Source organism: Streptomyces sp. CC208A (genome assembly GCF_030010625.1).
GTDB lineage: Bacteria > Actinomycetota > Actinomycetes > Streptomycetales > Streptomycetaceae > Streptomyces.
This window is the reverse complement of record NZ_JASCXN010000002.1, coordinates 355067-370053: the sequence shown is the minus strand read 5'-3', so window position 1 is coordinate 370053 and position 14987 is coordinate 355067. Positions and strand designations below refer to the sequence as shown.

At 74.6% G+C, this 14987-nt stretch carries 14 protein-coding genes; 3 read left to right on the top strand and 11 right to left on the bottom strand.

Going from position 1 to position 14987, the window contains the following annotated elements; all coding sequences use genetic code 11:
• Positions 1–3: 3 nt before the first annotated feature.
• From QK442_RS03950 to bla, 11 genes are all read right to left on the bottom strand, one after another.
• Positions 4–720 carry a GntR family transcriptional regulator gene (locus QK442_RS03950; protein WP_282692463.1) on the bottom strand — a complete coding sequence of 239 codons (717 nt, stop codon included), beginning with the start codon at positions 718–720 and terminating at the stop codon, positions 4–6.
• Positions 721–773: 53 nt separating this feature from the next.
• The gene (locus QK442_RS03945) at positions 774–1739 is read right to left on the bottom strand and encodes an ornithine cyclodeaminase family protein (RefSeq protein ID WP_282692365.1); all 966 of its coding nucleotides are present in this window, start codon (positions 1737–1739) and stop codon (positions 774–776) included.
• Positions 1736–2803 carry a proline racemase family protein gene (locus QK442_RS03940; RefSeq protein WP_282692462.1) on the bottom strand — a complete coding sequence of 356 codons (1068 nt, stop codon included), beginning with the start codon at positions 2801–2803 and terminating at the stop codon, positions 1736–1738. Before QK442_RS03940 ends, QK442_RS03945 begins: the two co-directional genes overlap by 4 nt.
• On the bottom strand, positions 2791–3795 hold the full coding sequence (locus QK442_RS03935; RefSeq protein WP_282692364.1) for a proline racemase family protein: 1005 nt from the start codon (positions 3793–3795) through the stop codon (positions 2791–2793). Before QK442_RS03935 ends, QK442_RS03940 begins: the two co-directional genes overlap by 13 nt.
• Before the next feature lie 20 nt (positions 3796–3815).
• Complete coding sequence (locus tag QK442_RS03930) at positions 3816–4715, bottom strand: dihydrodipicolinate synthase family protein (RefSeq protein WP_282692363.1); 900 nt, start codon at positions 4713–4715, stop codon at positions 3816–3818.
• Between the two features lie 84 nt (positions 4716–4799).
• Positions 4800–6212 carry an NAD(P)/FAD-dependent oxidoreductase gene (locus tag QK442_RS03925; protein ID WP_282692362.1) on the bottom strand — a complete coding sequence of 471 codons (1413 nt, stop codon included), beginning with the start codon at positions 6210–6212 and terminating at the stop codon, positions 4800–4802.
• On the bottom strand, positions 6193–6510 hold the full coding sequence (locus QK442_RS03920) for a (2Fe-2S)-binding protein (protein WP_282692361.1): 318 nt from the start codon (positions 6508–6510) through the stop codon (positions 6193–6195). Before QK442_RS03920 ends, QK442_RS03925 begins: the two co-directional genes overlap by 20 nt.
• Entirely contained in the window at positions 6507–7685 is a 1179-nt protein-coding gene (locus tag QK442_RS03915) for an FAD-binding oxidoreductase (RefSeq protein WP_282692360.1), read from the bottom strand. The genes QK442_RS03920 and QK442_RS03915 overlap by 4 nt, the downstream gene beginning before the upstream one ends.
• Positions 7686–7755: 70 nt before the next feature.
• A complete protein-coding gene (locus QK442_RS03910; protein ID WP_282692359.1) occupies positions 7756–10140 on the bottom strand; it encodes a collagenase in 2385 nt (794 codons plus the stop codon).
• A gap of 208 nt (positions 10141–10348) precedes the next feature.
• Complete coding sequence (locus tag QK442_RS03905; protein ID WP_282692358.1) at positions 10349–11872, bottom strand: tetratricopeptide repeat protein; 1524 nt, start codon at positions 11870–11872, stop codon at positions 10349–10351.
• A 173-nt stretch (positions 11873–12045) separates the two neighbouring features.
• Positions 12046–12978: a class A beta-lactamase gene (gene bla / locus QK442_RS03900; RefSeq protein WP_282692357.1), complete on the bottom strand. Its 933-nt coding sequence runs from the start codon at positions 12976–12978 to the stop codon at positions 12046–12048.
• 140 nt (positions 12979–13118) lie between these two features.
• Here bla and QK442_RS03895 point away from each other — a divergent pair, with 140 nt between their 5' ends.
• From QK442_RS03895 to QK442_RS03885, 3 genes are all read left to right on the top strand, one after another.
• Entirely contained in the window at positions 13119–13385 is a 267-nt protein-coding gene (locus QK442_RS03895) for a metal-sensitive transcriptional regulator (protein WP_282692356.1), read from the top strand.
• Between the two features lie 179 nt (positions 13386–13564).
• Positions 13565–14155 carry a TetR/AcrR family transcriptional regulator gene (locus QK442_RS03890; RefSeq protein WP_282692355.1) on the top strand — a complete coding sequence of 197 codons (591 nt, stop codon included), beginning with the start codon at positions 13565–13567 and terminating at the stop codon, positions 14153–14155.
• Positions 14156–14247: 92 nt separating this feature from the next.
• Positions 14248–14961: a DUF2470 domain-containing protein gene (locus tag QK442_RS03885; RefSeq protein WP_282692354.1), complete on the top strand. Its 714-nt coding sequence runs from the start codon at positions 14248–14250 to the stop codon at positions 14959–14961.
• The last annotated feature ends 26 nt before the right edge of the window (positions 14962–14987 follow it).

Genomic DNA, 14987 nt, shown 5'->3' with positions numbered 1-14987 from the left:
GGATCAGCTCTTGCGTACGGAGCGCAGGGCGCCGGCCGCAGGTTCGACCGGTTCGTCCCTGGCCTCGGCCCAGAGCGAGCGGACGTGGCCGAGGTGGCGCATCATGCACGCCTCGGCGCCCGCCCGGTCCCGGGCGATCATGAGGTCGAGGAGTTCGACGTGCTCCTCGGCGGAGGAGACCAGCTTGCCCGCCTCGTCGAGGCCGGTCAGGCCGTAGAGCCGGGACCGCTTGCGCAGGTCGCCGACGGTCTCCACGAGCCGGTCGTTGCCGGACAGGCCGAGGAGGGTGAGGTGGAACTGCCGGTCGGCCTCCAGGTAGCCGATGAGGTTGTGCTCGCGGGCGTTGGCGACGATCTCCTCGGCCAGCGGGCGCAGCGCCTCCAACTGCTCGGCCGTCGCGGCCTCGGTGACCCGGCCGACCGTGGGCACCTCGATGAGCATGCGCAGTTCGGTGCACTGGTCGAGCTCGCGCTCGCTGACCTCGGTGATCCGGAAGCCCTTGTTGCGGACCGGCTCGACCAGGCCCTCGCGGGCCAGGTCGAGCATGGCCTCGCGCACCGGCGTGGCCGACACGCCGAGTTCGGCCGCGAGGCCGGGTGCCGAGTAGACGGTTCCGGGCTTCAGCTCCCCGGCCGTGAGGGCCGCGCGCAGTGCGTGGCCCACCTGGTCGCGAAGCCGCTCCTGGGCCTTGATGAGGCTGTGCTGCTTCAGGTCACCCACGCCGTTCACCCACGTCGTTCCTCCGAGAATCCGCAGGCTCCCAGCGTACAATGTCACGTTGCCCAGCCGGGGGCCGCCTGGTGGACCGCGACGGCCACGGCGAGATCCTGCCAGGCCATGCCCACGCTCTTGAAGAGGCGGGGCGCGGGTCCCGGGGCGGGCAGGGCAGGGCCCCGGACGAGGTCGGCGAGGGTGCCGGTGATGTGGCCGGGACCGATCGCCCCCTCCGCCTCCGGGATCAGCAGGTCGCCGGCCTCCCGCAGGGCCGCCGCCCGTGACTCCACGTACACCTCGGAGCGGCGCACCAGGGCGGTGTCGGTCTCGCGGGCGTCCGGCTCGTGCGAGCCGACCGCGACGACCACCGCCCCGGGCGCCACCCGCCGTCCGTCGAAGAGGGGTTCGCGCGCGGTGGTGCAGCACACGATCAGATCCGCCTCCCCCACCTCTTCGGCGGTGCCGGTGCGGGCCTCGGGGACGCCGATCCCCCGGGCGTACGCGGCGAGGGCGGCGGCCCGCCCCCGGTCGCGGGCGACGACGGTGACGGAGCCGAGCTTCCGTACCGCGAGGAGCGCGTCCACGTGCCCGTACGCCTGCGGTCCCGAGCCGAAGAGCACGACGTTCAACGGCCGCCGCCCGGAGGTGAGGTGACGGACCGCCAGGGCGGAGACGGCGGGGGTGCGCAGGGTGGTGAGCGCGGCGCCGTCGAGCAGGGCGCGGGGCCGGAGGGTGGCCCCGTCCAGGAGGAGGTAGCCACCGGTGATGCGGGGCAGCCCGAGGGCGGGGTTGCCGGGCGCCACCCCGGCGATCTTCACCCCGGCCCAGTTCCCCGCGGCGGCGGGCATGAGCAGCAGCTCGCCGGCCGGGACGGGGACGGCGGAGCGCGGCGGGCAGGTCTCGGGGTCGAGCCCGGCCCGCAGGACCCCGGCCAGGGCCTCGACGGCCGCCGCCGGGGCGAGCAGCCGGGTGACGGCGGCGGCGTCGAGGTACGGGAGGTCCTTCTCCGGCGCGGGGGTGCTCACAGGAGGAACCCCGCGCCGAGGGCGTCGTCCGGGTCGAGCGTGAAGTGCGCCTCGCCGGTGCGGTGGGCGGTGCCGGTGACCTCGGTGACGAGCCCTTCCACGGGGTCGCCGCCGGGGACGGCGCGGCCGGTGAAGACCGTGCCGACGACGGACTCGTGGGTGAGGACCTGCCCCTCCTTCAGGCGGCCCTCGTCGGCGAGGAGGGCGAGCCGGGCGGAGGTGCCGGAGCCGCACGGGGAGCGGTCGATCTGGCCGTCGGCGAAGACGGTGACGTTCCGCTGGCGCGGCCCCTCGGGGGTGTCGGGCAGCTCCTCGTGGAGGATCACCCCGTACACCCCGGAGAGCAGCGGCCCGTCGGGGTGCCAGGTGGCGGGGTGACCGGCGAGCGCGGTGCGGATCTCCCGTCCCACGCGGGTGAGTTCGGGCAGCTTGGCCTTCTCCACGGTGAGGCCGAGGTCGCGGGCGGAGAGGGAGGCGTAACAGGCTCCGGCGTGGGCGAGGTCGACCTCGACGATGCCGAGGCCGGTGGCGACGGGCACCTTGCGGGCGGTGACCCGGGCGGGCACGTTGCGGAAGGTGACGCCGGTGGTGCGGTCGGCGGACCGGTGGACGGTGGCGGTGACCCGCCCGGAGGGCACGTCGATCCGGACGGGCACGTCCCGGTCGTCCCCGCCGGCCGGGACGCGGCCGGTGTCGACGGCCCAGGCGGCCAGCGCGATGGTGCCGTGGCCGCAGGCGGTGGAGAAGCCGTCCTTGTGCCAGAAGAGGACGCCGAGATGGGCGCCGTCGTCGTCCGGCGGGACGACGAACCCGCCGTACATGCCGGCGTGGCCGCGCGGTTCCTGGACGAGGAGGCGGCGCAGTCCGTCCAGAGGGCCTGGGCGGGGGGCGGTGCCGGAACCGCCGGGGCCGATGGCGGTGGCGCAGCGTTCGGCGACGGTGTCGCCGGGGGCGGGCGGCAGTCCTTCGGCGACGATCCGGAAGGGTTCGCCGGCGGTGTGGTAGTCGGTGACGCGGACCTCGGTGGTCCGCGTCGTCCGGTCGGGGGCGGTCACAGGAGGAATCCCGCGGGGAAGGGGTCGGTGGGGTCGAGGAAGTACTGGGCGGTGCCGGTGATCCAGGCCCGTCCGGTGACGGTGGGGACGACGGCGGGCCGGCCGCCGACGGTGGTCTCGGCGACGAGCCGGCCGGTGAACTCGGTGCCGATGAAGGACTCGTTGACGAAGTCGGTGTGGAGGGGCAGCTGTCCGCGGGCGTGCAGCTGGGCCATCCGGGCGCTGGTGCCGGTGCCGCACGGGGAGCGGTCGAACCAGCCGGGGTGGATGGCCATGGCGTGCCGGGAGCGGGTCGCGTCGGAGCCGGGGGCGGCGAGGTAGACGTGCTTGACGCCCGCGACGGCCGGGTCCTCGGGGTGGACGGGCCGGTCGTCGCCCGCGTTGATCGCGTCCATGATCGCCAGTCCGGCGGTGAGCAGTTCCTGCTTGTGGGCGCGGTCGAAGGGGAGGCCGAGGGCGTCGAGTTCGACGAAGGCGTAGAAGTTGCCGCCGTAGGCGAGGTCGTAGGTGACGGTGCCGTACCCGGGGACCTCGGCCTTGAGGTCGAGTCCGACGCTGAAGGCGGGGACGTTGGTGAGGGTGACCGAGCGGACGGCGCCGTCCTCGACGCGGACGTCGACGGAGACGAGCCCGGCGGGGGTGTCGAGGCGGACGGTGGTGACGGGTTCGGTCACCGGGACCATGCCGGTCTCGACGAGGACGGTGGCGACGCCGATGGTGCCGTGGCCGCACATCGGGAGCAGTCCCGAGACCTCGATGAAGAGGACCCCGTAGTCGGCGTCGGGGCGGGTCGGCGGCTGGAGGATCGCGCCGCTCATGGCGGCGTGGCCGCGCGGTTCGTACATGAGCAGGGTGCGCAGGTCGTCGCGGTGTTCGATGAAGTGGAGGCGCTTCTCGGCCATGGTGGCGCCGGGGATCACCCCCGCCCCGCCGGTGATGACCCGGGTGGGCATGCCCTCGGTGTGGGAGTCCACCGCGTGGTAGACGTGTCGGGTGCGCATGGGCTGTCTTCCCCCTGGTGTCAGCGGAGTCCTTCGGCCAGGACCTTCTCGGTGGCGGCGCGGACGGCGGCCTCGACGGCGCCGGTGAGCGGCAGGCGCGGCGGCCGGGTGGGGCCGCCGGGGCGTCCGGCGAGGTCCATGGACAGTTTGATGGCCTGCACGAACTCGGTCTTGGAGTCCCAGCGGTAGAGGCTGTGGAGGGACTTGTAGAGCGGCAGCGCGGTGGTGAGGTCGCCGGCGACGGCGGCCCGGTAGAGGGTGGCGGAGGACTCCGGCAGGGCGTTGGGGTAGCCGGCGATCCAGCCGACGGCGCCGGCGATGGCGAGTTCCAGGAGGACGTCGTCGGCACCGACGAGGAGGTCGAGTCCGGGGGCGAGTTCGGCGATCTCGTAGGCGCGGCGGACGTCGCCGCTGAACTCCTTGACGGCGACGATGTGCCCGTCGGCGTGGAGGCGGGCGAGGAGGGCCGGGGTGAGGTCGACCTTGGTGTCGATGGGGTTGTTGTACGCGACGATCGGCAGCCCGGCCTCGGCGACCTCGGCGTAGTGGGCGCGGACGGCCTCCTCGTCGGCGCGGTAGGCGTTGGGCGGCAGGAGGAGGACGGAGCCGGCGCCGGCCTCGGCGGCCTGCTCGGCCCAGCGGCGGGACTCGGCGGAGCCGTAGGCGGCGACGCCGGGCATGACGCGGGATCCGTCGCCCGCGGCCTCGACGGCGGTACGGACGACCGCGGCGCGCTCGGCGTCGGTGAGGGTCTGGTACTCGCCCAGCGAACCGTTGGGCACGACGCCGTCACAGCCGTTGTCGAGGAGCCAGCGGACGTGGGCGGCGTAGGCGTCGAGGTCGACGGAGAGGTCCTCGCGCAGCGGCAGGGTGGTGGCGACCATGATGCCGTGCCAGGGGCGGATGCGAGTGTCGGTCATCGTACGTGCTCCTTTGTAGTGTGTGACATTTTACTAGGGGGTGTGCGGTGGCCACAAGAGTGCGGCGGCCACGGAAAAGGGGGTCTAGGAAACGGCGTCGGGCGGCAGTTCGGCGAGCTGCCGGAGTGGTACGGGGCAGGCCAGCGGCCGCCGGTCGGGGGCCGGTCCGTTCCCGGCCAGCGCGGCGACGGCGGGGCCGCACATCCGGCCCTGGCACCAGCCCATCCCGGCCCGGGTCAGCAGCTTGACCGTGCGCGCGTCGGTGGCGCCGAGCTCGGTCACCGCCTCGCGGACCCGTCCGGCGGGCACCTCCTCGCAGCGGCAGACCGCCGTCTCCTCGCGGAGCCATCCGGTCCAGCCGGAGCCGGGTTCGTGGGCGGCGCCCATGGCGTCGGCGAAGGCGCGCAGGCGTGCGCGGCTCCGGGCGAGAGGGGCGGGTACGGGCCGGTCCGCCACCGAGTGGGCCGCGATCTCCCCCTCCACGAGGGCGAGCTGGGCGCCTCCGACGCCGCCGGTCTCGCCCGCCGCCCAGACACCGGGGACCGAGGTGCGCAGGCCGGGGGTGAGGACGAGGGCGACGGCGCCGTCCGCGGCGGTGCGGGTGGCGCAGCCGAGGGCGGTGGCGAGGGAGAGCTCGGGGACGAGGCCGTGGCCGACGGCGAGGGCGTCGCAGGGGATGCGCCGCCCGGTGCCGGGCACGGGCCGCCACTCCCCGTCGAGCCGGGCGACGGTGACGGCCTCGACCCGGTCGGTGCCGTGCGCCTCGACGACGGCGTGCCGGAGCAGCGGCCGGACCCGGCGGCGCAGCAACGCCCCTCCGTAGAGGGCGGCTTCGGCGAGCTTGGCGGGGTTGCGCAGCAGGGTGCCGGTGTGGCGGGCGTACGGGGTGTACCCGGCGGCCTCGACGACGGCGGGCACCCGGGCGCCCGCGGCGGAGAGGGAGGCGGCGACGGCGAGCAGCAGGGGGCCGCTGCCGGCGACGACGACCCTCCGTCCCGGGAGGACGAGCCCGCTCTTGAGCATGGCCTGCGCTCCCCCGGCGCCGACGACCCCGGGCAGGGTCCAGCCGGGGAAGGGCAGTTGGCGTTCGTACGCGCCCGTGGCGAGCAGCACCGCGCGAGCCCGCACCGGGGCGGCGGCGGAGTCGGCGGACTCGTCGGTGCGCGCGTGCAGCGTCCAGTCGGTACCCGACCCGGTGACGCTCCAGACCTGATGGTTCGCCAGGTACCGGATGCGGCCCGCGCGTTCGTGGGCGCGCAGCTCGGCCTCTCGGCCCGCGAAGGCGGCCCAGCCGTGGTGCAGGGCCTGGGGGCGGTCGGCGCCGAGGGCCGGGTCCGGATGGCGGTAGTACTGGCCTCCGGGGCGGGCGGCCGCGTCGAGCAGCGTGACGGTCAGGCCGAGGGACGCGGCGGTGACGGCGGCGGCGAGCCCGGCGGGTCCGGCCCCGACGACCGCGAGGTCGACGCCCTCGGGCGACTCAGACGGCGAGGTCGTCATGACCGGTTCCCTCCTGGCTGGTGACGAGGCCGCCGGGGCGGGCCGGGACGAGGCAGGCGCGGCGGTTGGGGGTGCCGTCGACGGTGACGAGGCAGTCGAAGCACTGGCCGATCCCGCAGAAGGCGCCGCGGGCTTCGCCGCCGTGCCGGGTGGTGCGCCAGGCGAGGACCCCCGCGCCCCAGAGGGCGGCGGCGACGGTCTGCCCGGCGGCGGCCGGGATCTCCCGCCCGTCGAAGCGGAAGGTGAAGGTCTCCTGGGGCGCGCCTCCGACGAGGGCGCGCGGGGTGCGGGGGCTCAACTCTGCTGCTCCTGGCTCGGGGCGTCCGCGGGGCCGAAGTCGCGCTCGGGGCGGAACGGATGGGGGTCGAGCGGGGGTTCGGCGCCGGTGAGGGCGGCGGCGACGAGCGCTCCGGTGGCGGGGGCGAGGCCGATGCCCGCTCCTTCGTGACCACAGGCGTGGTGGAGGCCGGGGACGCGCGGGTCGGGTCCGATCGCCGGGAGGTGGTCGGGCAGGTAGGGCCGGAAGCCGTGGTAGGCGCGGAGGACCTGGACGTCGGCGAGGACCGGGAAGAGGGCGGCGGCCTGGGCGGCGAGCCGGCGCAGGGCCTCGGTGGAGAGCGAGCGGTCGAAACCGACGCGTTCGCGGGTGGCGCCGATGAGGACGGGCCCCGCGGGGGTGCCCTCGACGACGGCGGAGGACTGGAGGGCGGCGGAGCCGCTGGCCACGTCGGCGATGTAGTCGGCGGCGTAGACCTTGTGCCGGACGATCCGCGGCAGGGGCTCGGTGACGAGGACGAAGCCGCGGCGGGGCAGGACCGGGAGGGGGACGCCGGCGAGCCGGGCGACCTCGCCGCCCCAGGTGCCTGCGGCGTTGACGACGGCGGGGGCGAGGAGTTCGCGCCGCGCGGTGCGTACGCCGCGTACGGCTCCGGTCGCCGGGTCGCGGAGGATCTCCGTGACCTCCTCGCCGGGGTGGAGCGCGGCGCCGGAGGCTGCGAGCAGCCGGGCGGCCGCCTGCGCGGGCTGGACCTGGGCGTCCTGCGGGTAGTGGAAGCCGCCGGCGAGGCCGGGGGCGAGGTGGGGTTCGAGGTCGGCGAGCCGGTCGGCGGGGATCTCGGTGGCGGTGACGCCGGCCGCCCGCTGGCCCTCCGCGAAGGAGCGGAGGGCCTTGAGGGCGGGCTCGTCGGGCGCCACGACGAGCCCGCCCTTGGGCTCGTACTCGGTCTCCGGCGGGAGTAGGCCGGAGAGTCCGCGCCAGAGTCTCGTGGACAGCAGCGCGAGGTCGAGCTCGGGGCCCGCCTCCTTGTCGGAGACGAGCAGGTTGCCTTCCCCGGCACCGGTGGTGCCGCCCGCGACGGGACCGCGGTCGACCACGGCGACGGTGAGTCCGGAGCGGGCCGCGTAGTAGGCGCAGGCGGCTCCGACGACGCCGGCTCCGATGATCACGACGTCTGGGGAGTGTCTGTTGGGCACGGCAGTAATATGTCACATTCTTCAGCTGGTGCCCAGGGGCTCTCGGCCCCTGGGCACGGCGGATGTCCGGTCAGCTGCGCAGCGGGCCTTCGCAGCGGAAGCTCGACGTGCCCGCGACCCTGTTGGACCAGATCTCGATCGGCCCGAAGCTGCAGTTCATGTCGGCCAGGTTGTTGAGCGCGGCGCCCGCGCGGTCGAGGATGAAGTAGTCGACCGTCTCGGACATGTCCTTGAAGTTCTGGTCGTCGCTGCTCGCGTTCGCCAGGTTGGCGGTGATCCGGCCGGTGCATTCGAAGCGGCGCTTGCCGGGCTCGCCCTTCTCGACGCAGTCCGGCGTGTTGTACGTGGCGTTGGCGAAGGCGGCCTTCACCCCGGCGACGGTCGAGTACGTGAGCTGCCCGTTGGGCGTGTAGGTGGTGTTCGGCACGAAGAGCTGGTCGACCTTGGCGATCTGGGCGTCCAGGAAGCGGTCGTACCCCTGCTGGAGTCCGGCGTCGGAGCTGAGCCGCTCGCGCCAGGCGTCGTACGCGGCGACGTCGTCGTTGCGGAGGTGGGTGTACATCTCGCGGATCAGCGAGGGGCGCTCGGTCCACAGGAACTCGAAGAAGGTGCCCGCGTAGTTGTAGAAGCGGAAGCCGTCGCCGTCGTAGGTGGCGTGCAGGATCTGCCGGAGGTTCATCCGCGGGCCGCCGCCCGCGGTGTCGTTGATGATGCCGCGCACCAGGGACTTGCGGACGGCGATGCCGTCGTCGCGGGTGGCGCCGTCGAAGAACTCGGCCGTGCCCTCGTCCATGAAGGTGGTGCGGTCGCCCTGGTACCAGGGGCCCTGGCCGAAGAAGCCGGGGACGGCGAAGCGGCCGTTGAGGTAGTGGGTGTACTCGTGGCGGAACAGCTCCTCCAGGGTGAGCGAGGAGTCCTGCGGGACGCGGCGCTGGTAGGTGTAGAAGGTGGCGCCGTTCTCGATGTAGATGCCGCCGTTGTTGGTGTCGTACCCGGTCAGGATCGGGTGGTAGTTCTCGTAGTCGGCGCGCGAGCCGTACAGCACGATGTTGAGCGTGGTGTTGGGGTCGCCGGCCAGCGGCTGCTCGCTGCCGACCACCCGGTGGAACTGCGCCTTGACCTGCTTGCTCGCGTAGTAGAGCTGGTCGACGGTGGCCCGGTCGAGGCCGGTGCGGACCTTGAGGGCGGCGCCGGTCCCGGTGTCGTAGGTGTAGGTGTACGGGAGGATCCGGGCCTCGATGTCTGCCTTGCAGACGCCGTACGGGGCGCAGGCGTCGTAGAAGTTCAGCCAGTTGACGATCTTGGCCCAGGGCTGGCTGCCGGAGCCCCAGGCGGACTCGACGGGGCCGATCATGGCGCCGAGGTCGGCGACGACGCCGTCGCGCAGACCGGCGATCTGGCCGAAGCGCCCGTACTCGCTGAGCGCGTCGCGGGCGACCCAGGCGTTGGCGCCGCCCTTGAGGTGGGTGTATCCGGCGAAGGCCTTGAAGACGGCGCGGTAGGCGGGGTCGGCGGCGACGGCGGAGTGGAAGGCCGTGTCCTGGTTGCCGGGGTAGACGCCCAGGTAGTTGACGGAGAGGGCGGCGAGTGCGGCGCCCGCCCAGGTCGGGTCCTGGTTCGTGGCGGGGTGCGCCGGGTCCATGGTGGCGAGGACCTTGGTGATCAGACCGAGCTGGTGCTGGCGCAGGCCGGGGGCGCTGCCGATGTAGAGGGCCTCGCGGAGGGTGCGGGCGTTGCTCGCCGTGACGTCGAAGGTGCGGGCGGCGGAGCCGAAGGCGGCGATGGCGCGGCGGATCGCGTCGACGGTCGGGGCGTCGGTGATGTCGATCTCGGAGCGCGAGAAGTCGTGGTAGGCGACCGCGTGGAGGTAGGTGAACATCTCCTCCAGGTGGGAGGAGTTCCGGCCGTCGTGGGCGGCGGCCAGGCCGGATATCCGGTGGGCGACGGCCTGGACGTGGGCGTCGGACATCACCGGGGCGAGGCGGGCGTCCCAGGTCCAGATCAGGCCGCGCAGACAGCCGTCGGCGGTGACGGCGGGGTCGGCGAGGAAGTCGGCGAAGGCCGCCGGGGAGAGGCCGGTGATCCCGTCGAGGGTGCAGGGGACCCCGACCGCGAGGGTGGCGGCGGCCGTGGCCTGCGCCTTCTCGTGCGCGGCCGTGCTCTTCGCGCTCTTCTTCGCCGGACCGGGGACGCGGGCCCTGGTGTCGCCGGTGCCGCCGGGGGCGGGGGCCGGGGCGGGCGTGACCGTACGGGCCTTGGCGAAACGCTCCACCTCGTCGAAGGGGTTCGGCTCGGCGGCGGCGGTGGGTGCGAAGGCGCCGGGAACGGCGGACGTGGCGGCGCGGGGGGCGGGGGCCTCCGCCGCCTGGGTCGCGGCCTGCCCCGCGGATGCGACGAGGGTCACCGCTATCGCGGTGGCGAGGAGGGAGGAGCGCGCGACTCTGTACTGGGACACGAGGTCTCCTGAAGGTGGGGATGAGGGGGGTTGGCGCGGCCGAATCAGAGGAATCTGAACGCGAGTTGACGGAGAGACATCCGTCCGCCGCGCAAGCTGTAACATAGTAATGTGAAATTGCACTGACAAGCCCTGTGCACGCACCAGTTGACGGGCTTCGGCGTCCGGTCGGGGGGCCGAACGCCGAAGCCCCAGGTCGGACCCGGTGTCAGAGACCGGTCTCGGACACGTCGGCGGAACCGGTCCCGGGCACGCCGGTGGGCCTGGCCTCCGGTACGCCGGCGGGATCGGCCTCCGGTACGCCGGTGAGACCGGGTGCGGTCGGCCTCAGCCCCTTCCTCGCGTCCTCCGCCCGCTCGCGCGCCACCGCCGCGAGGGCCGCGTCGCCGATCGCGTCGGCCAGCCGGGCCCGGCCCAGCCAGTTGTACGGGCTGTCCGGCCGCAGCCCGTCCCGCTCGCTCAGCAGCAGCCGGGCCCGGTCGTGGTCCCCCGCGGCGAGCGCCGACTCCAGCAAGGTCCGCTGGACGGCGTCCCGTTGGGCGTGGCTGCCGCCGAAGACCTGGAGCCGGCGCCGTACCGGCCACAGCAGCTCCACCACGGTGGCGTGGTCGCCGCGGCCCTGCGCCACCAGCGCCTCGCAGACCGGGAGCCCGATCTCCGCCGTCATGACGCGGTTGGACCGGTCCCGGGGGCTCCCGTCGTCGGCCAGCCACCGCCGCCGGTCGGCCACCAGCGCCTCGGCTCGCGCGATCCGGCCGGCCCCCACGTACGCCATCACCGCGTGGGCGTCGTTGAAGGCGTAGAACGGCGGGTCGGCCCGCTCGGCCCAGGCGTCGGCGAGCCGCGCCCAGCGCTCCGGCTCCTCCCGGCCGGCCAGGTGGAGCCGCCACAACAGTGCGGCGGCGTCGAGGAGTTCCATGGCGAGCCCCGCCGACTCCTCGTGGTGGACGGCCGCGTCGTAGACGCGCAGCGCGGTCTCCTCCGCGCCCGCCTCCAGGGCGTACAGGGCGTAGTGCCACCAGTTGTGCACGGTCAGGTAGTTGCCGCGGGTCCAGTCCGCCGCGCGGGCGTCGAGGAAGGCGACGCCCTCGGCGATCCTGCCCTGCATCTCGTACGTGTGGGTGACGGCGTGCACGGCCCACACGTCCCTCGGGTGCCGCTCCAGGGCCGCCGCGCCGGCCTCCTCCGCGCGCCGGTAGTGCCCCGACTCCTCCAGGCCGAAGGCGTACATGCCGAGCAGCGGCCCCCGGTGCTCGTCGGCCCTCCCCCACGCCGACAGGGCGCCGCCGATCCGGTCCCGCAGCCGGACGGCGTCACCGGTGAGGAAGTCCAGCTGGTGCCCGGCGAAGAGCGCGAGCGCGTCCCTCGGATACGCGAGGGACAGCTCCTCCAGGAGGTCGCCGGCCCCGTGCAGGTCGCCGGCGAGACAGGCCCCGGCGGCGGCCAGGTGGAGCCGCTCGCGGGCGGGCAGCGAGCGGGTGTCACGGCCGGCCGACCAGCGTGCGAAGCGCGCCCGGGCCGTGGCGGCGGCGGTGTGCTCGGTGCCCAGCACCCCCAGGTAGACGGCGAACGCCTGGGCGTCGGGCGAGTCGGGGCTCGCCGCGAGGGCGTCCTCGACGGCCGGGGTCACCTCGGGCCGGAAGAAGAGCAGGGCCTCCACGGCCCGGTCCAGATGCCCGGCCCCTTCGGGGGTGCAGGCGTGCAGGGTGTTGCCGTAGCGGTCGGTCGCCAACGCGGGTCCTCACCTCGGTTCCTCGGTGTCCGTGACGTGCGCGGACGCACGGCCGACGGACCGGAGGACCCCGGGGCGGACGGGGCCGGCTTCTTCCGTCGGCACCGGGAGCGTGCCCCGCCCGCTCCCGGTGCACTCCGCCGCGCGGCCCCGCGGCTCACGGCGGGATGCCGTCAGCGCAGCTCGTCGGCGACGATCTCCGCGGCGGCGGCCACCAGTTCGGGGAGGCCCTCGGCCTCCGGGTCCGGGCGGGTGGTGAGGACGGCGAGGAGGATCGGGCCGCCGTCCGGCGGCCAGGTGACGCCGACGTCGTTGTTGGTGCCGTGGGCACCGCCACCGGTCTTGTCGGCGACCGTCCACTCCGGCGGGAGGCCCTTGCGGAACCGGGTGTCGCTGGTGGTGTTGCGGAGCAGCCAGTCGGTGAGGAGGGCGCGGTCGGCGGGCTCCAGGACGCGGCCGAGGACGAGCCGGCCGTAGGTGCGGGCGATGGCGCGCGGAGTGGTGGTGTCGGTGGTCCGCCAGGGTTCGGCGGAGTTCAGCTCGGGCTCCCAGCGGTCCAGCCGGGTGACGGGGTCGCCGGTCGAGCGGGCGAAGCGGGTGACGGCGGTGGGTCCGCCCAGCTCGCGCAGGAGCAGGTTGGCGGCGGTGTTGTCGCTGAACCGGATGGCGGCGTCGCAGAGTTCGGCGACGGTCATGCCGTGGGCGAGGTTCTCCGCCAGTTCGGTCCGCGGCGAGTAGCCGGAGCGCTCGACGTCGGTCGCCGTGTAGCGGATGCGGCGGGCGAGGAAGGTGCCGTCGTGGTCGAGGTCGCGCAGGACGGCCGCGACGGCGAGGGTCTTGAAGACCGAGCACATCGGGAAGCGTTCGCGCTCCCGGTGGGCGATCGTGCGGCCGGTGCGCACGTCGTGGGCGTAGACGCCGAGGCGGGCGCCGTACCGCTCCTCCAGGGCGCGGAGACGGGCGGTGACCCGCTCGCCGGCGGGGGTGCCGGCCGTCGAGGCGTGGGCGGTTCCGGCGCCGGCGAGGCCGAGGGCGGCGGTCAGCGCCGTACCGGCGCCGAGGGCGAGGGCGGTCCGGCGGGAGGCGCCGGGGCTCTGGGAGTGCACGGACGTCCTTTCGACGGTGATCGTTTCCGCAGTGCACCACGCGCAGCCCCGTGCGGCTGGTTCCGACATCCGCGAGATCAGCTGGATTGATACCCCTAGGGGTATCATGCACAGGAGGGGGCGAGCGAAGGAGGATCGCCGTGCAGGTCGACGAGGAGGCGGTGACGCCGGTGCTGAACCGCCTGCGGCGCGCCCAGGGGCAGCTGGCCGGGGTGATCGCGATGGTCGAGGCGGGCCGCGACTGCAAGGACGTGGTGACACAGCTGGCCGCCGTCTCGCGGGCGCTGGACCGGGCCGGGTTCAAGATCGTGGCGAGCGGGATGCGGCAGTGCCTCGCCGACGACGCGGCGGACGCACCCCCGATGACGGAGGAGGAGCTGGAGAAGCTCTTCCTGGCCCTGGCCTGAGACTCCCGGCCCCGGCCCGAGACCGGCGCAGCACCCACACACGGGGATCCGGCCGCGCCCAGGCAAGGGGATCCGGCCGCCCCACGCGCGGGGATCCGACCGCGCCCACGCCTCCTATGCTGACCAGGTACGGAAGAAGCAGGCCGGGGACGGCACGGACCGAAGGGGCACCCCGCTCGATGAGCCGGAAGCAGCAGCGCGGAGAAGTCACCGTCGAACGCGTCCTCGACGCCGCGCTCGACCTCTACGCGCGCGAGGGGGAGGCGGGCCTCACCGTCTCCGCCCTGACCCGGGTGAGCGGGGTCAGCACCGGCAGCGTCTACCACCACTTCGGCAACCTCCACGGGGTGATCAGCGCCCTCGCCCTGCGCTGGCTCGGCCGCCTCCTCGGCGAACTGGCCACCGCCCTGACCTCCCATCAGGACGCCCGTTCCGGCATCGAGGCGGTCGTCCACGCCTATCTGGACTTCGTCCGCACCCAGCCGGCCGCCGCCCGCCTGCTGCACTCCCCCTTCGCGGACCAGGAGGGGATGGCCCGCGCCACCGAGATCCGCGACAACCAGGAGGCGCGGCTCACCCCGATCGAGCACTGGCTCGACGGCCACCGCAGGGTCGGCGAGCTCGCCGACCTGCCCACCCCGGTCATCGAGAGCCTCGTCCTGGGCCCGGTCGTCGGCATGGCCCGCCGCTGGCTCACTCTGGGCGACGTCGATCTCGAAGAGGCCGCCCGCCTCCTCCCCGACCGCATCTGGCGCTCGGTCGGCCCCTGACCCCCGCTCACCGACGGGCCGGGGGTTCTGGACACCCCACCCCAGGGATGGTTAGGTTAGCCTTACCTAAAATCCGATCGAGGAGAGTCACCGTGAGCGTCGCCCCCTCCCCCGCCCCGCCCCGGCAGACCGCCGCGGAACAGGTCCGCTCCGTCCTGGCCCGGGCCGTCTCCCTCTCGCTCACCCTCGACGGACAGACCTACGACCTGCTCGGCGCGCACACCGTCGGCGCCCGCGGCCGGATCACCCTCCACCCGCCCGCCGACACCCCGCTCTCCGGGCACCTCGCCCGTGCCCCGCTCGGCGCGCTCGACGCCCGTGTCGACCTCACCGACATCGCCCCCACCGCGCTGCGCGACCGGGTCCGCGCCCGGGTCGCGCTCACCGGCCGACTCGCCCCCGCCGTCCCCGGCGAGCTCGGCGCGCTCCGCCTCGACCTCGCCCGGATCACCCTCCGCACCGGCACCGGGACCGAGGACGTCTCCCCCGTCGCGTACGCCCTCGCCGCCCCCGACCCGCTCGCGCTCGACGAGGCCGCGCTCCTCACCCACCTCGCCGACGCCCACGCCGACCTCGTCTCGGACCTGGTCGTCCTCGCCGGTTCCCGTCTCCCGCACGGCGTCCTCCGCACCCTCCCGCTCGCCATGGACCGACACGCGGTCTCGCTGCGCTGCGAGTACGGCGAGGGCCACTGCGACCTCCGTCTCCTCTTCCCCGCCGAGGCCCGCGACGCCGCCACGGCCGGCGACATGGTCCGCCGCCTGCTCACCGGCCCGCGCTGCGCCCGCCACCACGGCCACCACTGACCCGGGGAAACCGCACACGGGTGCGG